Here is a 19476-nt window from a genome sequence, read left to right on the forward strand (position 1 = left end):
CATATTTATGGTATAATGTTATCATAAAATATACGCTGATAAAAAGGAGGTATAAGCTTTGAAACGTGAATTGGGCATAGCAAGGTGTGGACTTGCCTGCTGTTTATGTTCGGAAAATGTTAAATGCAAGGGCTGCGGTCAGGATGGTTTTCTTGAGCTTGACTGGTGCAAGGACGCAGAATGGTGTGAAAACAGGAAATGCTGCATATCAAAAGATGTCATGGGATGTTACGAATGTCCTGACAGTCAATGCAGGAAAGGCTTGTTCTCGGATAAAATAAAGGCTCTGGCATTTACAGAGTTTGCACGCAGATACGGCAAGGAATATTTGCTTGACTGCCTTGAAAAAAATGAAAAGGCCGGGATAGTATATCACCGTGAAGGCATTATAGGAGACTATGACGAATTCGACGATATCGAGAAGCTGATGGAATTTATCAGAAACGGCAGATAAGAAAGTGAGTGAAAGCAATGAATATAGAGTTTATCGCACAGTTAAAAAAATACGATGACTTTTTGAAGACATACAGTGAAGGAAATGAAAAGCAGCTTTATAACAGTAAATCACTGCTTTTTTATTCACTGGCCAACAACGTCCCCGAAGAGCGGTATAAAATAAGTATGTTCCTTTTGAACAAAGATACCGATGCCTGCGGTACGAATGAGTGCGGCGAGAACCTTTTTCATGTCCTTTTATCAAGAGTAAAGCATGATCTCCCTCAGACTGTCGAGCTTTGCCGTATCCTTATGGCTAAAGGAGCAGACATAAATCAAGCTGACGAAAAAGGCCGTGTTCCGCTGCAATACATAATAAACATGAAATATACCGATGAGGAGCTGCATGAGCTTTATGATCTGTGGTTTTCTCACGGCAAGGTCATAGTCGATCATAAGAACGACTGGGGAAAGACTCCTTTAGAGCTCATGGAAAACCTGCCTTACAGGAAAAAGCTGTATGAAATTGCCAAGGGTCAGTCTCTCTGATTTAAGGCGGATCAATATTATTTCAAGGAGATAAAAATGGGATTTCTTGTACACACGCTGGAATATAAAGGCGGTCCAGTAAATGAAGCTGTCTGTCCGAGAAATTATAACTGTAACGACTATGAAAAGTACAGGAAGATCTACGAGGACTGCTTCTATCCGATGAGAAGCTCGCTGGGACTGCCCCGTGAATGCTGCAAAAGCAGTGATGAACTTGCTGAAATTCAGGACAGCATTTTTATTCTTGAAGACAACGGGAACATCATCGGTTCGGTTGCTGTTTATGGTAATGAGATCGACGATCTTTTTGTATCCTCCGAATATCAGCGCAAAGGCTGCGGACTTAAGCTTCTTAAATTCGCAATAGCTTATCTGCAAAAGAAGAACACTGACAGAATAAAACTCCGCGTCGCTGATGTTAACAGGACGGCGCTTTCACTGTATCTGAAAAACGGATTTGTTATTGCCGAAACAAAAGAGATCGCAGCATCTTATCAGGACTGATACAAATATATATGTCAAACGAAGCTTAAAGCAGCCTTTTCGGCTGCTTTTTTATTTAGAATTCATTGTAATAATCCACAAAAACATCAATAGAGTTTTGTTGAAACCTTACTAACATATTATGATTTAAGGTTATTTTAAGCTTCAAAAACTATTATACAATCATACATATAAATGTACTTGCATTTTATTTTAGGAGGATGATTTAAATGAGCAAAAAACACATTCTGGCAGGTATCCTGTCAGCTGTTGTCTTAGGAAGTGTCTCAGCTGCATCGGCAGCTGCCGCTGACACTCTCTACGGCGACGCAAACTGCGACGGTACAGTTGATATGTCTGACGCTGTGCTTATAATGCAGTCGCTGGCTAACCCCGGAAAATACGGAGTAAACGGTACTGATTCAAAGCACATCACACAGGTAGGAATCGACTTTGCCGATGTATGTGAGAACGGTAACGGTCTTACCACAAATGACGCCCTCTCAATACAGAATTATCTCCTGGGCAACATAAAGTCACTGCCCGAATCTTACAAGAGTGATTCTTCATCAGACGAGGATGAAAAGGAAACGGTCAAGACCAAGATCCACCTCAGTGATTCAGGCATCACGATCGACGGTGAGTATGCAGCTGCAGACGGTTCCAAGGTAACTATCACACACTCGGGCGAATTTACCATCGACGGTACTCTCTCTGACGGTCAGATCTGCGTTGATATCCCTGACGAAAAGACAGATAAGGATACAGTTAAGCTTGTTCTCAAAGGCGTAAACATCACAGGCAGCAGTGCTCCTGCTATCCTTGTAAGCAATGCTGACAAGACCTCGATCACAGCAGCTGACGGAACCGAGAACATCATCTCTGACGGCACATCGGCTTACACAGGCGACGAGGCCGAGAGCGCTGTTATCGAAGCCAAGGACGATCTTACCATCAAGGGCGGCGACAACGGCACAGGTACTCTCACTATCAATGCAAATATCCAGCCTGCTATCGTCTGCAACAACGATCTCAAGATCACAGGCGGTATCCTTAACGTAAATACTCTCAACGAGGCTCAGGACGTTTCTCCCGATACTATCAAGGGCAAGGGCTCCGTTACGGTAAAGGGCGGCACGATCAATATCGTTTCAAAGGGCGACGGTATCAAGTCCTCCAAGGGCGAGGTTGTCATTGAAGACGGTACTATAGTTATAAAGGCAAGCAAGGACGCTATACAGGCTGAAACAGACATCACTATCGCAGGCGGCGATATCGCTGCATTCGGCGACAAGGGACTTACAGCCGCAGGCAACGTAAATATCACAGGCGGCAGCGTAGTTGCTACAGCTTCCGATAATCAGTGTGAAACCCTTGCTTCAACGGAACAGGCAGCACTTATGCTCGACTTTACAAAGGAATGGAGCAAAAACAATCCTATTTCTGTAACCGATCCATCAAACAAGGTCCTCATTGAGAAGAATACTCTCAAGAAGTATAAGTATGCTATCGTTTCTTCACCTGATATCGCTTCAGGCGAGCTTAAGGTATTCGCAGGCGGAATCAAGATGAAGCACAGTGAGGGCAGCACCTTCAAGAGCGGCAAGCCTGCCAAGTACACAGAAGTAAACAACGATATGGATAACGAGGAGCAGCTTTATGAGGAGCTCTTCAGCCAGGAAAAGATACATAAGATAGACATTCAGATAGATGAAGCTGTATGGGATAATCTCCTGAAAACAGCAAGCAAGGAAGAATGGACTCCTTGTGATGTTGTTATCGACGGTGAAACTATCAGGAACGCCGGTATCAGAGCGAAGGGAAACAGCTCTCTTATGATGGCTAAGGACGGCAAATACAGCTTCCGTCTGAAGCTCGACAAATATGATAAGGAAAACAACTATCACGGCTTGACAGAGTTCTGCATGAACAATATGCTCATGGACGCTTCATGCCTCAGAGATATAATCTGCTACAACGCAATGTACGAGGTCGGCGGTGTTGCTCCTCATGCAGCTCACACAGATATGTACCTCAACGGTAACCTCTACAGCTTCTATCTCCTTGCAGAGCAGCCGGGTACTACACTTGCAGAGCGCTATGCTGTTGATGATGACTCCGTTCTCTACAAGGCAACAGAAAAAACAGGAAACGAAAACGGCGGCTGGGGCGGCTTTGGCGGCGACAGCTACTGCTCATTCACGGAGAATATGCCTCTGGACAGATTCGATGTTAAATTCGGAACTGACGATGAATACTCACATATCCAGGATGTAAAAACAGCTATCAATAAGCTCACACCAACAGACTACAAGTTTATCGAGGACGTTATCGACGTACCAAGCTTCCTCAAGGGCTTTGCCGTAAACTCAATATTCTGCAACTACGACAGCTATAACGGCTCACTTGCTCATAACTACTACCTCATGTATTCAGGAGGCAGGATGCACTTTGTAGGCTGGGATTACAACCTCTGTCTCGGAAACTTCACAGGCGGTGCAAACTCGGTAACTTCCGACATTAAGACAAGTCTTTATCAGTCAACTATTGAGGATCGTCCTCTTGCCAAGCTTCTTCAGGTACCTGAGTACTATGATATGTATGTTGACATAGTAAAGGACATCATCAACTATTACAGTGATCCCGAAAAGTATGTTGCTGACTATTCAAAGAAGATACGTTCACACGTAGAAGCTGATCCGCGCTTTGAATTCACTATCGAGGACTTCGATACAAACACCTCAGCAAGCGAAGAAGGACTCCAGTACAGTGAAGAAGATACAGGCAATGCCTGGGGCAACTGGGGCGGCTTCGGCGGCGGTGATGCTAACGGCGAAGGCGGGGCCTGGGGCGGCTTCGGCGGCGGAGATGCCAACGGTGAAGGCGGTGCCTGGGGCGACTTCGGCGGCGGAGATGCCAACGGTGAAGGCGGTGCCTGGGGCGGCTTCGGCGGAGACGCAAGCTTCGACTGGGCTAACATGGACTGGGAAAACATGGATTGGAGCAACATGGACTGGGGCGACATGGACTGGGGTGATATGGACTTCGGCGGCGGTATGTTCGGCGGCGGTCAGACTTCAGTTGTTGACTTCCTTATCAAGAGATTTGAAATAATCCTTGAAGCTCTCAAAGATTAATCGGATTTAAAAACTAAAAAGCCATGTAAGGTTTATTCCTTACATGGCTTTTCCTTTAGCGTTCTGTCAGCCCTGAACCGAATTTTTTGCATAAGTGCTGAGTATGGAAGCAGCGTCTACACTGTCTACGATACCGTCTGTATTCAGGTCTGCCATATACTGCATCTGTGCTTCTGTTACAGTACTTACCTCTGCATTTACAGAAGACTGTGCGTAGTAATTAAGTACCTTGCTTGCATCAACGGCTGTAACATTGCCGTCAAAGTCAACATCTCCCGCTTCCTTGTCCTTGCAGAGCTTTTCGATATATGGTCTGATATCGCTGAGGTCTGTAAAGCCTTTCTTCTCAACAAGTTCAAGGTAGTATATATCCAGCTGATAATCAGGTATATCATTGTACAAGTCATCCACATACATAAAGATCATGAAATCAACAAACGTGCCTGCGATTCCGTCATTGTCAAGATCGACCTGCGTATCTATAAAGTTCCACTGATCTGCAGGAAGAATACTGTTTTCAGCGGTTATACCATTGCGAAGGTCTGATATATAAAGCATGAAAGAATATGAATCAAATCCGTCTATCTTTCCGTCCTTGTTTATATCATAAAGATGACTTGTAAGGCCGCTGTCACAGTCAGCCTTTGCCTTCTTGTCTACTGCTATGAGGACATCATTATTGTTCATATATTCATAGTCCATGATAGCAGTATACAATTTCGGGGATTCCTTCTGGCCTGTGAGATCAACACCTGACTTTATAAAATAGCGGTTTGCTATCGACAGCAAACTGTTGACGAATTGATGAGCAACAGGTATATCGCAGAGCTTTAAATTGCTGCGGTACTGCATATAATACACACTTGTCGTATTGATATAATCCAGCTCTGTACTGTTCATGATATATCTTCCTATCATGTCAAATACCGTCACATTGCCCAGAGCCGGGCCGAACTTTTTATAATCTATAAAGGAGTATACATAGTCATAGATCGGCTCGCACTTGTCCCAGAGCTTCTGCTTTTCATCTTCGGGAAGCGTGAGAAGCTCTCTGAGCTTCACATCAAAATTGTAATTGGTCTGACACAGTATTCCTTCGCCCGTGGTTATCGTATTGAAGCGCATGAAATACTCTTCTTTCACAATAGAGCTGGTCTGGAAATCATCGGCAGAGGCTACATCATAGATGTAGATATCATAGAGATCTCTCAGGTCTGTTATGCCGTCTTCATTCACGTCGAAGCTGTAATTCCTGCTCCTGGCGTCATCAGCAAATCTCTTGTAGTATGCGTCGTTGTACTTAAAGGTATCTTCCCATTCTATACCGTTAAGATATTTTTTGAAGCAAAGCTCAACAAAGCTGTTAATATTTCCCTCGGAGCCGTATGGATAGCACGAGTCAATAAACTCGTTGATCTTCAGCTTTTCCTTTACGTCTTCGGGAGCGTCATCAGAGACACTTCTTGTAATATATTCATAAGAATTTTTAATCCATGGAGTTAAATAATTATAGGAATCATAATAAGCTTTGAACTGCTCCTCAGAGAATTTGTAAATAAACATCTCACTGATAAGAGCACTGTCGGCAGAGTCGATCTTTCCGTCCTTATTTACATCTCCTTTTGCCTCGCATCTTTCCGCATAGCCTTCGGGCAGCGATGAAGGCTCGTTCACATAGGTAAAGAGCGCATAAGCGTCGAAAGGATCTGTCTTGCCGCTGCCGTCAAAGTCAAAGAGCATCGGATTCTCATCAATGTAATTGACAGACTCTGCCAGCGGATCAAGCTCATTCGGAGTATAAAGTTCTTCTGCGTATGCATTCATATTAACTCCGCTTGATGCAAGAGCTGCTGCTGAAAGAGCAGCAAGATACTTTTTAACATTATTTACTTTCATTCTGATTACCTCCATACAATCATTTTCATTGATATCAGCCATATCTGTCGTTTGTGTCTGAGAAGCAGCTGTTGTTTCGGCAGCTGAAGCTGCTTTTGTCAAAGCAGATGATATCATTGAGGACGTACCTTTTGCCGTGGAAGAAACAGTTGTTACTTCTTTGACCTTTCCCGACGCCTTAACAGTTGTTGTATAAGTCGTCACAGGAAAAGAAGAAGTATCATTTACTGTAGTTATGATCTCAGACACTGACACAGTCGTATCGTCTGTTATCAGTATATTATCCGTATCATTTACAGCAGGCTTGTTCCCGAACGATGAAAAGTGCACAACTCCCGCTGTTAATACGCTGACAGCAGCTGCAGCTGAAACAGCCGCACAGGCTTTTTTAATATGTATATGTTTTAATCTCTTTTGTTCAAGATGCTCATCCCGTATCCTGAATACGGCATCGGCGATGTCTTTAGTATCTCTCATATATAAAGCCCTTCCTTTCCAGTTCTGTTTTCAACGACTTTCTCGCTCTGAAAATAAGATCGCTGACCTGTCGTCTGGCTTTGTGCATTATCTTAGCGATATCCGAAGTATCAAGGTCCTCAAAATACATGAGGTAGAGCACCTGATAATAATCAGGATTAAGCCGTTTCATCGCTTTATAAAGCTCTGCTTTCTGCTCTTCCATGAAAAATTCCTTTTCAGTATCTGTTACATCGGATATGTTAAGCTGTTCATCAAGAGACAAATCTGATAATTTCTTGTTCTTCCTAAGATGGTCGATAGCGCAGTTCCTTGCGATAGTGAACAGCCACGTTTTAAATGAGCATTTGCCCTTGAAGGCAGGCTTCTTTATAGCAAGCTTAACAAAGGTATCCTGCATTATATCCTCAGCAAGGCTCATATTGTTCACTATACTATTAAGGTAAAGCGACATTCCCTCATGATATTCGTCAATTATTTCTATTAATCCATTATCATCACCATCAAGGAAACGGCGGTAGCGCTCTGCATCGTTTCCCATTAGATTACCCCCTTATTTTTTTAAGGCAAATTTGCTTTATATCTATTAGACGTATGAAATGTAAAATTTACGCACATGAATTTTCCTTTTTTCTCAATTATATAATAGCACCATATTGAGAGACTGTCAATCACACATACTTCAAAAATGTTTAATACTGATCAACATCCAAACCTGTATCCTATCATAAGGTTGAAAAATACACGGATATGGTATATAATAAAATAAGTTTCCCAAAAAAATGTGTTACACTTTTGAGCGTCACAGCAAGTATATATTATGAAAGCACTTACAGCGCGCCAGGCTTTTTAATAAAACAAAGGGGTGGTCCTATGACTGACAAAGAATATCGCAGAATATACGCCAATGATCCGCAAAAAGCCCAGACTGAACTGTTTGATGAATACCTGAATTATGTTTATGCCATAGTTTACAACAAACTTCGCAGCTGCGGCAGCCGTGAAGATGTTGAGGAATGTGTGGGTGATGTTTTTTCAGCTGTTTTTATAAGCTATGACCATAACGGAAGCTTCAGCGGCGATCTGAAAGGCCTTATAGGAACTATTGCAAACCGCACGGCTGTACAGAGGTACCGAAAGCTCGTCCGTAACTGCAATACAGTATATATAGAAAACGAGACATCGGAAATTGCAGATACGGAATGTATCGAGGAGAATGCAGAACGCAGTGTTTTGAAGAATACGCTCTTAAAGCTTATAAAAAGCCTCGGAGAGCCCGATTCGGACATTATAATACAGAAGTACTATTATAATATGAATTCTAAGGAAATAGCGGATAAACATTCAATGTCCCCCGAATCAGTGAGAATGAGATGCAGCAGAGCCCTGAAAAAGCTTAAGGCTCTTCTTGCTGATGAAGGCTACGATATGAAGGAGGGAAATATATGAGCGAAAATAGAAAAATAGGCTTTGATGTCCTCGAAAACTCCGATATAAACACCATAGAGCAATTAGGTACAGATAAAATGAATATTGATAAAAGCGCACGAGACAGAATGCTCAAAAATACAATGCAGAAATATGAAAACGAGAAGAAAAAGCTCAGTATTTCGCAGACTGCAGCGGATGCAGACAACGAATCGGCTGATTCCGTAACAGGGGTTGAGATGTATGATCGCAGAAAAGCACCGCATATCATTTATATCGTTTTATGTTCAGCAGCAGCAGTCGCACTGGCGGTCGGAAGCATAGCTATGTTCAGTCGTCAGAAAAATATTACTCCCGATATCAAAAACCCTGTAGCTGAAATGACTTCCACTGTATCAACAACTACTGTTACAGGCACTTCTGCGGCGGCTTCAACGGTCAATTCCGCTGAAACATCAAAGCTCACGGAAACGAAAACAACTGCAAATATTTCAGTACAAAGCACAACAGCAGAAGAAGCTTCCACAACAGCCGCTGTTACAGAAACTACTGCCGAACAGACGCAGTCAAACACAGCTGTATCAGCACCGTACAAAAATCCTCATACAGACCGCACCGATATCTCTCAGGAAGAGCTGGAAGCTGCGGCTGTCAGAGCAGTCAGGGGGCTTATACGTGATAATACGGAGTTCCAAAACCTTAATCCACAGATGGAGTTTACATTCAGCTATGCATTCTATGACGTAAACGCTGATTCAGTACCCGAACTGTTTATCACAAAAAGGTATGTTCTCCAGGAACAATATATGTACGTATACGACGGAAACGAATATGTTTCGGCGCGCTTCAACGGTCATAACATTGACGGCAGTGAGAAAGTACATGATGTAACAATTGATAATATTGATGTATTAACTGCCCCAAATACTATAGCTATGCTCGGACACCAGGCAGGGGCTCAATCATTTATTATATACATGGATTCTGATAATACCATTACTCCGTTACACGAATACACATATTACAGATATTATGAAAACGGCAGATTGACGGAAGAGAACTTATCCGATACAGAACTTTTGATGTTCAAGCGCTTTTGCGATGAATATAAAGCCTATGAACGCGTGAAGTTGAACTGGACGGTTTATAACGACACAAATTCTGCAGAGTAACCGCGGTCAAACAGCTTTTCGGAATAATTGCTCTAATAAGTCATAAAATATGTATGCGTCCTTAAAAATTTGTACGGACATAAGAAAGCTTTATAAAATTTGAAAAATGTTTATTACAAGTATAATTCGCTCTTAAAATATCCATATAGTATAAGTGTGATAATATTAAACATACTGCAAACTACGAGTTATCCGTAATTTGTCCACAAAACTCTGTCAAACATATCATAACAAATAGGATAAATATACAATTTGTTTAGTAGATTTTGTAGCAGTATCACGAATATGATTAACAAAATGTGACTTTTCTCAAAAAGGTATTTACAAATTACGATATAGAGAGTATTATAAATACATAATTTATTTCTTTTAGGGGGCATTTTTATGAGATTATTTTCAATGTTAGGCGAGATCTATGACGACGTTGTTACAGGAAGAAACACCTATATGTACGACGATGACTATGACTGCCTTTACCTGCCGGTCAGCAAGGAGTTCGTTACTCACGGACTTGAGAAACAGTGTGATGATTGTGGAGTTCTTATCTTTACAATGGATCACGACTTCAATTATACTCTTGACAGTATTCTGATTGATCAGGACGAGCAGCCGCGCGATCTGAGAGAGGAAATTGCTGAATATACCGAGCATTATGAGCTCATTGAGCAGTATTATGAGCTCAGCAGTGCGCTCTCTCATGTGTTTTGCAGAATTAATTGAATCGGAAAAACCGCCTTATGACTGATAAGGCGGTTTTGCTGTCTAATGGGGTTCGGAATGATGGCAAGCTCTTTTGTATCATTTATTCCAAAATCATTATACCGGTATCTAATGAAAGCAGCTTCATAACGGAGCTGCTTTTTATATTATTATCTCACATAAATCAACATAAAAAGCTCAAAAATTTTAGTCAGGTATTGCAATTAAGGAAATATTATGCTATCATATAATTACAGCTTGTATCTGATTTGGCTGTAACATTTTTACGTGAAACAAGGGAGGGTATTTCATGCAAAAAAATTTCTCAAAAAGGATCATTGCAGGATTACTGGCATCTGCAATGGTGATGCCTGGAACTGTCGGTACGTTGAAGCCCCTGCAAGCTTCCGCTTATGAAGTGTTGGGAGAGACTACATTCGACCATAAGATCCTTCCGTGGCATACTGCAGAGGCAAGTCCTGCAAAGCAGTATTTCGAGCTTTCTGAGGGAACTGTCCGCATTCTTATACAGGTGCCCGAAGGAGCTGATAAGGAAAAGTGGGATCTCCAGTTCAGGCACAGAAATCTTAACTTCCAAAAAGGACATGAGTACAAAGTAAGCTTTAAGGCAAAGAGCAGCAGAAATGGCTTTGAGCTTTGCTCAAAGATCGGAAACATCAAGGGCGATGAAGAGTATTTTCAGCTTGACGGTGAAACCAATGCTATGCATATGGGACCTCATATGGGAGGTCAATGGTATATGTCAGCTGTAAAGCTCTCTACAGAGTGGCAGACATTTGAGGGTATATTCAAGCCTACAAGTGATCTTGAAGCTGTTGAGTGGTGCTTCCAGTATGCAAAGGGTACACAGTATCAGGGCAATGCTCAGGCAGGAGATGAACTGTGGTTCGATGATATGTCCATTGAAGATCTGACAGACGACATATCCACTCAGAATACATTTAAATTCGGCTATACAACCCGAAAATACAGCGGTCTGGGATATAATTACATCTCTGTCAATCAGCTCGGATACTATCAGGGACTTGAAAAAATCGCAACACTCGGAGATAATAAAGGCGATATCGTCCACGATATGCCTACCATAGAGCTTGAAAGTAATGAGCACTATGTCTATGAGATCGTAAGCACAGCTGACGATAAGGTAGTTTACACAGGCGAAACATCATTTGCCGTAAAGGATTACGACTCGGGCGACACCGTGTGCAAGATCGACTTTACTGAGTTCAACGAAACAGGCGAATACTACATTCGCATTAAAGGCAAAGAATGGAGATCGTTCCCGTTCAGGATAGGAAATGATATCTACAGCGATAAAGAAAATGATCTGCTGACCAATGCACTCAATTATTTCTATCAGAACCGCGGCGGCATTAAGATCGAGTCCAAATATATCACATCAGGCGATAAATCCAAACTTGCACATAATTACGACCGTGATGAATCCGTTGGATTTGTACAGACAAGCTGGCAGTCATGCAATTTCGATAGTGTAAAAATGGCAGAGCAGAACAGCTCTTCAAGAATTGATACGAGCGGCGGCTGGTTCTCGGGAGCTAATTTCGACAAGAGCATGAAAGAGAGCGGCATCGCACTCTGGACACTGCAAAATCTGTATGAGCGTGCAGCGCTTATCGAAAAAAGCGCAAATAAATTCGCAGACGGCTCGGGTACAGTCGTTATTCCCGAAACGGGCAACAAAATACCCGATATTTTGGACGAATGCAGATATGAGCTTGACTATATGTCTAAGATGAAGGTACAGCCTGATGAAGAAACATGGGGCAAATATGCAGGTTTGTATTATAACGGCATAAAGGGCGTTGAATTTGAACCTCTCCCCAAGGATTATGAGCATGAGTACCATGCATGCTATATCGTTCAGCCCCCGACATTTGCTGCAACTCTGAACTACGCTGCCTGTGCGGCACAGGGCGCACGACTCTGGGAGCCCTATGACAAGGAATACGCAGCAGAGCTTCTTAAAAGCGCCAAGGAAGCATATCGGGCTTACAAAGAACAGTTTTATTTGGCAAGCCCTAATGAAGAAAGCAATAAAGTTTCACTGTACGAGCCATCGTCAATAAAAAGAACAGGCCCGTCAGGTGACACGTATATAGAGGACGACGCTTACTGGGCAGCCTGCGAGCTCTACATCACCGCAAAGGAAGTGGACGACTCAGACGCTGAGAGCTACTTAAAGGACCTTTCCGACTATTCAGACGCATTCAAGGTAAAGCCAAGAAACGGTATTAATACCGGTGTAGCGGGAGAGCCCTCATTTACACTGTTCAACAGTGATGGAACAGCATCCGCAGGTTCACTTTCCATGCTGCTCAACAAACCTCTGATCCCCGATGAACAGTACAAAACACTGAACGGCTCCTTGCTCGACACAGCAGATGAATACATCAATGAAGAAGATTATCAGGGCTACGGCATACCCTATAAGTATGACGGTCCCGGATTTGCGGCATACAGCGGAGACCTTTATGACATAGTTTATCATGGTTTTGAGACCGATTCCAATCAGCGCGCTGTAAATAATATGCTGGCTATGGCTTATGCCTACGACCTTACAGGAGAAAGCAAATACCTTAACGGTGTGGCAAAGGGCATGGATTATATCTTCGGAAACAATCCTCTGGCGTTCTCCTATGTAACAGGCTGCGGATCGTATCATGTAAAAAATCCGTCTCACAGATACTGGCTGAATGAGTTGGATCCTTATCTGCCGCAGGCGCCTGACGGCGTACTTGTAAGCGGTCCTAACGCAATGCCTATGGATCAGTATATGCGTGCCCTCGGATTTAACGACAACAGAACTTCCGCTGATCCGTCTGAGAGGTACTATGCTGATTCTGTTGAGGCATGGTCTACGAATTCGACCTCTCTCGGCTGCAATGCTTCACTTGCATGGCTGGTTTCATTCATGCAGGACGAGGCTTCGGACACAGTTGACGAGCCTGCCGCAACAGGCGATGTGAATGCTGACGGTGAATTCAATGTCGCTGATGTCGTACTTCTCCAAAAATGGCTGCTTGCTGCTCCGAATGCAAAGCTCACAAAATGGAAGGCAGCTGATTTCTTCAAAGATAATAAGCTTGATGTATTCGACCTGACACTTATGAAAAAAGCACTTGTAAGCCAAAATACACAGGACTACATCGAGCCTGACGAGCGCTTTGAATACGGTACGCCGTGTACTGTTGACTGGGACGGTCTGAAACTGTATAAAGGCCCTGATGAAAGCTATGAAGTCATCACTACAATCCCTAATAATGCACACCTAAATGAAATAGGCTATCAGGAGGGCAACAATGACTGGCTGTTTACTGAATACAAAGGTCAGTATGGCTGGATACAAACAAGAATAAACGGTCATAGTACTATATATTATGCTGCGGTCGCCAAGAAGCCTGTTATTTACCTTTATCCTGAAGAGGAGACTGATGTTCATGTGGAGCTGGAGCTGACAGAAGCCGATCTCTCAACAACCTATCCGAAGTACAATAACGGCTGGGACGTAACAGCGTTACCTGACGGTTCGCTTCTCAACAAGGCTGACGGAACACATCACAAGTATCTTTTCTGGGACGCAGTAAACTGCCGCACAAGATTTGACTTCTCAGAGGGATTCTGTGTTGCGGGAAGCGATACAGAGAACTTCCTCAAGGAAAAACTCGCGTATATGGGCTTAACAGAGGAAGAAATGAACGAATTCATCGTGTACTGGCTGCCTTTAATGGAGCATAACAAGTATAACCTCATTTCTTTCCAGGGTGATGCTTATACGAATTCTGCGAAGCTGAACATCACTCCGACACCTGACAGTGTGCTTCGTGTATTCATGGCTTATGTTCCTCTCGAAGAGGCAGTCGAGACCGAACCTCAGCAGCTTGAAGGCTTTGAAAGAAAAGGCTTCACAGTTGTTGAATGGGGCGGCAGCGAGATCAGATCATAAAACTTATCCCGTTATCAACACAAAAAATCAATAAATATAAAAGGCTGTATGACCGATCGGGTCATACAGCCTTTTGTCATACACTTATATTTGCTCTGAAAAATAGTCTTTAAGCTTTTGTCAGTCTCCCAAAGAATTTACAAGCTTTTCGGCGTCCTCTGCCGACATGGGACGTCCCCATATATAGCCCTGTACGTAGTCACAGCCTATACTGCGGAGCGCTTCAAGCTGTTCCTCTTCTTCAACACCCTCTGAGATCACGTCAAGCCCCATAATATGACCCATTGATATGATAGCTGCAACATACTGCTTCGAGGACTCGTTGGCATTGATCTTGTCTATAAAGGATTTATCTATTTTAAGAAGATTTGCAGGTATCTTATTGAGATAGCTCAGCGACGAATATCCTGTTCCGAAGTCATCTATCGCAAGCTTTACGCCCATTTCCCTGAGCTTATTTATGCATTGCAGAGCCTTGTCAGCCGAATCTATCAGTATGGACTCGGTTATCTCGATCTCGAAATGCTCCGGAGAGATACCGCTTTTATCAATAAGAGAATGGATTTCATCCAGAAAATCATTCTTCATAAGATGTCTTACCGACGCATTAAGGCTCAAAGTGAGGTCAAGTCCTGTTTTTTTGATAAGACTGCTGAAAAAAGCCGATGATTTCTTAAACACCATATTGTCAACGCGGTCAATAAGCCCGACTTTTTCCGCGATCGGTATGAACTCTCCAGGAGAAATAAAGTTGCCGTCAGAGTCCTTCATGCGGGCAAGGGCTTCAAATCCGCGGAGCTTATGAGCCATATCGTACTGCGGCTGCAAGTTGAAGAAAATAGTGTCATTCTCAAGGGCGTTCCTTATCTTATTCTCTATTTCGAGTGTACGTTCATTTTTTACGGCATCAGACGAGAACTTCAAAATATGATCGCTGCTGTTGGCTTTTTTTATGGCATTCATTGCAAGAGTGGCATTTGAAATAAGTGAATCTGCCGTAACAGCATCAGTCGGATATTCGGCATATCCGAAGCTTGCTGTAACATACAGGTCACAGCCGTCCACGACAAGCTGTTCGCTGAGTGCATCTGCATATGATATTATCGTATTTCTGACCTCTTCCTGAGTCTTGTATCCAAAGATTATAAGCAGGAATTCATCGCCGTTTATTCGTGTCACATAATCAGAAGAGCCTGAAGCTGCATTATCAGAAACTGCTTTCCAGCGTTTTGCGATCTCTATGAGCACCTTATTTCCTGCCTCGAGCCCCAATGTCACGTTTACGCTTTTAAAATGGTTAAGATCTATGGATACAACCGTAAACCTTTCTTCACGCCTGATAAGATCAGCAATGTAATCAGTGCACGCAAAACGGTTCGGCAGCCCTGTCAGAGCATCGGTATAACTCATATACTGAAGACGCTTTATCACTTTGAAACGTGCAATATGCGAAGAAATGAAAAATGTAGTGAGTTCGAGAGTTTCCTTGATACGCATAGTTTTGTTCGTATCAAAATTTGTAGCCCATATGTATCCGAGGACTTCATGCCCCTGCCTCAGCGGAAACAGTACTACACTTTCAACGCCTGCTTCTACAAGAGTAAGATACCATGGATTATTTATCTTGCTGACATAATCCATATCATCTTTATTCTTGATAATGATACAGTCGCCTTCCTCCCCTATCATGCTCTTCCATGAAGTCGCAATATCGTAGAAGTTTGAAAAATTCGTAACACGTTTCAGATGACTTTCTGCTCTGAAGTCTGTTGCAAGGATAGAAAATGTCCTGTCACTGTCGTTAAGCAAAAGCACAGTACAGCCTTCCGCGTTGCATATCTGACGTATCTCCGTAATTACTCCTTCCATCGCCTCTTCGAGGTCGTTGGACCTGTGAAGCTTGATACAGGTCTTGAGAACATCGTTTGATGTCTGGGCTGTATAAAGAGTATCAAGGACAACATCAGCATTCTGATTTGTAGTGGCGGTATAGGTACAATAAAAGGTATTACCGTCCTCAAAGTCTATCGGCATTGCGTAAATATCAAGCCATATATCGACATTATTAAGGTATACATAGGTATGTACAGGCGTTTTCTGCACCGCAGCGCGAAAACACGCATCTTCAAAGCTGCGATTTTTCGGGAAATACTTATAATATAACGTGTTCGGGACAAATTTTTTTCCCGCATCGGGAGCAACATGGAAATCATCATTTTCAAGGCGCATCTCTATCATTTCGATATATTTTTCATTACCCGCAACAAAACGTATATCTCCGTATCCCCTTTCAGCTTTCTTCTCTACAGATACGATACAGGTAGGTGAAAAAAACGAATCCGCAAACTTCTGAAAATCCATATTGTCTTCCCCTCCCATTTTATAAAAATTATAAAGAATATCCATAAAACAGATAAATATATTAATTGTAAAACAATGTGCTGAATTAAACGATTTAAATCAATCACAGATATTGTATTCCATTAATTCTTATATAAATTCTACCATTTTTGCACAATTAATTCAATCTAAAATTATAAAAGTTTACAAAGTATAAAAAATAATTGGCATTTCATACAAAGCATGAAGCTTTGGTTTGTATGTTAAGACAATTATAAGCTTAGGTACAAAAAAGAGCTTTTCATATAAAAAGCTCTTTCATAGTATTATCCTTATCTCCAGCCTCTGATCCTCGTATACGGCGGAAATAGTTCCTCCCATATGCTCCACAAGTGTTCGTGCGATCGAAAGCCCGAGTCCTGTGGAGTTCCTTGCCGCCTCAACAGTATAAAACCTGTCAAATAGCCGCTCCACCTCGACGGCTGAAAGATTTTGTGCTTTGTTCGCAAAAACGATCTCACCCGAATCGGAAAGTGTTATCTCAAGATCGCCGTCACTGTACTTCATAGCGTTGTTCATCAGATTTGAAAATACTCTTTCGAGACAAGCTTTATTCAGCATACGATCTATTGTATTTACGGTGATATCGACCTTTGGAACTATCCCCTTCTCGTCCAGAGCTCCGCAGTATCCCATAATGCAGTCCTCAAGCACTTGTTTGACGTTGACCTTCTGTATTTCAACCTTTGCTTCATCCGATACTATTACGGAATAACGGAAAAGCTCCTCTGTCAGCTGCTTCATAATCTCTGTTCGTTCGGCTATTATCTCAAGATAGCTGTCGATAAGCTCTCTGTCATCGGTTTTCTTTATCATATACAGATAGCCGCAGATCGCTGTCAGAGGAGTACGAAGGTCATGGGAAATATTCGTTACGGCCTTTTTCAGCTCGGTGTTGCCCTGATGATACTGAAGATGTTCTTTTCGCAGTACGCGAAGCTGATCATTTATACTTGAAGCAAGATCACGCATATCTTTGTCATGAGAAGATACATCTATAAGTGTATTGGTATCATTTTTCAGTCTGTCAGCAAATTCATCAGTTATCTCCCTTGCCGTTTTTTTCAGCAATATTATCTTGACAACTGCCGCGATGAGCAGTATTGCCAACAGACTGTATATCATAATAATCCCTCCGTCATTTAAGATCGGTTTTTCTGAAATATATCATTCCGCAGGTAAATACCAGTGCAGTTTCAAGCACCATAACTCCCAAAGCGGGCAGGAAGCTGTAATTTACAGCGGCTCCGTTTGTAAGTATAGCTTCGGGAACATCGCAATTCTTGATATTCATACAAACAAGCGTCGGCAGAAAATATCCGAGCTTCTGCGGAAAATCGTTTATCGCGGACGCACCGGCACTTAAAAGTATGAGTGCCTGATTGCCGAGATATATTGCGAGGAAGCTCTTCACGCCTTTGAATACAACGCAGAACAGCTGTGATATAGTTGCAAATAATATCACATGGAATGTCGTTAGGACAACGCCCTCTGCTACATTCTTCGCAACAATGCCTTCTGTATTGCCAAATTTTACAGTTATCGCTATCAGACTCAATGCCATTATCAGATACAGCGACACAGAAAATACAACTGATGCCGCCCAGTCTGCGATATACACGCTGCTGCGCTTATGTCCGACTGTTATCTGATTGCGTATAGTTCCGTTTGTGAACAGCGGATAATTAAAAAGTGCGATGATTATGCCGACATAATGCGGAAAAACAAGATATGACGCAATGTAAGGGAGCTGAAATATAGACGGCTTGTCTTTGTGTACTGCCGCTGCTCCGATACTGACCAGAAGCATGAGAACTGCAAGAATACGGTAAATATTCCATTTACCAAGTCTGCTGAAATAAGCATGGAACAGTTTAAACATGGTCAGCACCTCCTACCAGAGAGATGTAGAAGCTTTCAAGGCTTTCATCATGCTCCTCCATATTCAGTATCTCACAGCCCTCATTTGCAAGTGCAAGAGAAAGCTGTGTAATATTGGGCTTCGCATAGATATCAGCGGTCTTTTCATCGTTGATCCTGTACTCTGTATCCATCCTGTCAAGCACAGTGGAAAGTACAGAGGTATCGGTAACTGTAACTCTCATACACTTTCGGCATGAAGCATCCAGCTCCTCAGCGCTCATCTCACGGATCATCCTGCCGTTGTTTATAAAGCCGTAATGTGTGGCAAGCTTTGAAAGCTCGTCAAGTATATGTGAAGAAATAAGCACAGTTATCTTTTTCTCATGGTTTAGTTTGAGTATAAGCTCTCGTATCTCCACGATACCCTCGGGATCAAGACCGTTTACAGGCTCATCGAGCACAAGGAAATCGGGGCTTCCGCAGAGCGCAACGGCTATTCCGAGGCGCTGACGCATACCAAGAGAAAAGTTTCTCACTTTTTTGCTTCCTGTGTTTCCGAGTCCTACCAGCTTCAAGAGCTCTGGAATACCGCTGTAATCGGGAAGTCCGAGTACCTGATACTGCTGCCTGAGGTTCTCCTCTGCCGTCATATCGGAATATATGGACGGAGTCTCAACTACAGAGCCGATCCTGCGTCTTGAACTGTTGATATTCCCGTCTGAATATTTGTTTCCGTAAAGCTCGAAATCACCGTCGGAAGGCATCTGCATACCACAGACAATGCGGATAAGAGTAGTCTTTCCCGCACCGTTCCTGCCTACAAAACCGTAGACAGAACCCTTCGGGACATTCATTGTCAGACCATCAAGAGCTTTGCATTTTTTATATTGCTTGCATATATTATTTGTTTTCAGTACATAATCCATTGCAAGACCTCCTTTTGTGTTTCTGT

At 42.7% G+C, this 19476-nt stretch carries 14 protein-coding genes; 8 read left to right on the forward strand and 6 right to left on the reverse strand.

Going from position 1 to position 19476, the window contains the following annotated elements; translation table 11 throughout:
• Positions 1-58 precede the first annotated feature (58 nt).
• The 4 genes from Q0R37_RS03920 to Q0R37_RS03935 all read left to right on the forward strand — a co-directional run bounded on the left by Q0R37_RS03920 (position 59) and on the right by Q0R37_RS03935 (position 4604).
• Positions 59-454, forward strand: a complete 396-nt coding sequence (locus Q0R37_RS03920) for a DUF3795 domain-containing protein (protein ID WP_294751511.1) — start codon at positions 59-61, stop codon at positions 452-454.
• A 17-nt stretch (positions 455-471) separates the two neighbouring features.
• On the forward strand, positions 472-984 hold the full coding sequence (locus Q0R37_RS03925) for an ankyrin repeat domain-containing protein (protein ID WP_294751514.1): 513 nt from the start codon (positions 472-474) through the stop codon (positions 982-984).
• Between the two features lie 36 nt (positions 985-1020).
• Positions 1021-1488 carry a GNAT family N-acetyltransferase gene (locus Q0R37_RS03930; RefSeq protein ID WP_294751517.1) on the forward strand — a complete coding sequence of 156 codons (468 nt, stop codon included), beginning with the start codon at positions 1021-1023 and terminating at the stop codon, positions 1486-1488.
• Positions 1489-1697: 209 nt separating this feature from the next.
• On the forward strand, positions 1698-4604 hold the full coding sequence (locus Q0R37_RS03935) for a carbohydrate-binding domain-containing protein (protein ID WP_294751520.1): 2907 nt from the start codon (positions 1698-1700) through the stop codon (positions 4602-4604).
• A gap of 66 nt (positions 4605-4670) precedes the next feature.
• On the opposite strand, the gene Q0R37_RS03940 is transcribed toward Q0R37_RS03935, so the two are convergent.
• The gene (locus tag Q0R37_RS03940; RefSeq protein ID WP_294751523.1) at positions 4671-6977 is read right to left on the reverse strand and encodes a dockerin type I domain-containing protein; all 2307 of its coding nucleotides are present in this window, start codon (positions 6975-6977) and stop codon (positions 4671-4673) included.
• The gene (locus Q0R37_RS03945; RefSeq protein WP_294751526.1) at positions 6964-7518 is read right to left on the reverse strand and encodes a sigma-70 family RNA polymerase sigma factor; all 555 of its coding nucleotides are present in this window, start codon (positions 7516-7518) and stop codon (positions 6964-6966) included. The genes Q0R37_RS03940 and Q0R37_RS03945 overlap by 14 nt, the downstream gene beginning before the upstream one ends.
• A gap of 332 nt (positions 7519-7850) precedes the next feature.
• On the opposite strand from Q0R37_RS03945, the gene Q0R37_RS03950 reads away from it, so the two are divergent.
• The 4 genes from Q0R37_RS03950 to Q0R37_RS03965 all read left to right on the forward strand — a co-directional run bounded on the left by Q0R37_RS03950 (position 7851) and on the right by Q0R37_RS03965 (position 14261).
• Positions 7851-8426 (forward strand): sigma-70 family RNA polymerase sigma factor, encoded by a 576-nt coding sequence (locus tag Q0R37_RS03950; protein WP_294751529.1) that lies wholly within the window; start codon positions 7851-7853, stop codon positions 8424-8426.
• Positions 8423-9577 (forward strand): hypothetical protein, encoded by a 1155-nt coding sequence (locus tag Q0R37_RS03955; protein ID WP_294751532.1) that lies wholly within the window; start codon positions 8423-8425, stop codon positions 9575-9577. The genes Q0R37_RS03950 and Q0R37_RS03955 overlap by 4 nt, the downstream gene beginning before the upstream one ends.
• A gap of 384 nt (positions 9578-9961) precedes the next feature.
• Positions 9962-10297, forward strand: a complete 336-nt coding sequence (locus Q0R37_RS03960) for a hypothetical protein (RefSeq protein ID WP_294751535.1) — start codon at positions 9962-9964, stop codon at positions 10295-10297.
• A 289-nt stretch (positions 10298-10586) separates the two neighbouring features.
• Positions 10587-14261 carry a glycoside hydrolase family 9 protein gene (locus Q0R37_RS03965; RefSeq protein ID WP_294751538.1) on the forward strand — a complete coding sequence of 1225 codons (3675 nt, stop codon included), beginning with the start codon at positions 10587-10589 and terminating at the stop codon, positions 14259-14261.
• A gap of 120 nt (positions 14262-14381) precedes the next feature.
• On the opposite strand, the gene Q0R37_RS03970 is transcribed toward Q0R37_RS03965, so the two are convergent.
• The 4 genes from Q0R37_RS03970 to Q0R37_RS03985 all read right to left on the reverse strand — a co-directional run bounded on the left by Q0R37_RS03970 (position 14382) and on the right by Q0R37_RS03985 (position 19450).
• Positions 14382-16622 (reverse strand): GGDEF domain-containing protein, encoded by a 2241-nt coding sequence (locus tag Q0R37_RS03970; RefSeq protein ID WP_294751540.1) that lies wholly within the window; start codon positions 16620-16622, stop codon positions 14382-14384.
• A 297-nt stretch (positions 16623-16919) separates the two neighbouring features.
• Positions 16920-17786, reverse strand: coding sequence for a HAMP domain-containing sensor histidine kinase (locus Q0R37_RS03975; protein WP_294751543.1), 867 nt, complete (start codon positions 17784-17786; stop codon positions 16920-16922).
• Between the two features lie 13 nt (positions 17787-17799).
• Positions 17800-18543, reverse strand: coding sequence for a hypothetical protein (locus tag Q0R37_RS03980; protein ID WP_294751546.1), 744 nt, complete (start codon positions 18541-18543; stop codon positions 17800-17802).
• Positions 18536-19450 (reverse strand): ATP-binding cassette domain-containing protein, encoded by a 915-nt coding sequence (locus Q0R37_RS03985; protein WP_294751548.1) that lies wholly within the window; start codon positions 19448-19450, stop codon positions 18536-18538. Before Q0R37_RS03985 ends, Q0R37_RS03980 begins: the two co-directional genes overlap by 8 nt.
• Between the last annotated feature and the right edge of the window lie 26 nt (positions 19451-19476).

The organism is uncultured Ruminococcus sp. (genome assembly GCF_946415235.1).
Lineage (GTDB): Bacteria > Bacillota > Clostridia > Oscillospirales > Ruminococcaceae > Ruminococcus.

Coding starts and splice junctions, on each gene's coding strand:
- Q0R37_RS03930 (WP_294751517.1), top strand. CDS start 1,021: ATGGGATTTCTTGTACACACGCTGGAATATAAAGGCGGTCCAGTAAAT.
- Q0R37_RS03945 (WP_294751526.1), bottom strand. CDS start 7,518: ATGGGAAACGATGCAGAGCGCTACCGCCGTTTCCTTGATGGTGATGAT.
- Q0R37_RS03940 (WP_294751523.1), bottom strand. CDS start 6,977: ATGAGAGATACTAAAGACATCGCCGATGCCGTATTCAGGATACGGGAT.
- Q0R37_RS03985 (WP_294751548.1), bottom strand. CDS start 19,450: ATGGATTATGTACTGAAAACAAATAATATATGCAAGCAATATAAAAAA.
- Q0R37_RS03970 (WP_294751540.1), bottom strand. CDS start 16,622: ATGGATTTTCAGAAGTTTGCGGATTCGTTTTTTTCACCTACCTGTATC.
- Q0R37_RS03965 (WP_294751538.1), top strand. CDS start 10,587: ATGCAAAAAAATTTCTCAAAAAGGATCATTGCAGGATTACTGGCATCT.
- Q0R37_RS03960 (WP_294751535.1), top strand. CDS start 9,962: ATGAGATTATTTTCAATGTTAGGCGAGATCTATGACGACGTTGTTACA.
- Q0R37_RS03950 (WP_294751529.1), top strand. CDS start 7,851: ATGACTGACAAAGAATATCGCAGAATATACGCCAATGATCCGCAAAAA.
- Q0R37_RS03980 (WP_294751546.1), bottom strand. CDS start 18,543: ATGTTTAAACTGTTCCATGCTTATTTCAGCAGACTTGGTAAATGGAAT.
- Q0R37_RS03925 (WP_294751514.1), top strand. CDS start 472: ATGAATATAGAGTTTATCGCACAGTTAAAAAAATACGATGACTTTTTG.
- Q0R37_RS03955 (WP_294751532.1), top strand. CDS start 8,423: ATGAGCGAAAATAGAAAAATAGGCTTTGATGTCCTCGAAAACTCCGAT.
- Q0R37_RS03935 (WP_294751520.1), top strand. CDS start 1,698: ATGAGCAAAAAACACATTCTGGCAGGTATCCTGTCAGCTGTTGTCTTA.
- Q0R37_RS03975 (WP_294751543.1), bottom strand. CDS start 17,786: ATGATATACAGTCTGTTGGCAATACTGCTCATCGCGGCAGTTGTCAAG.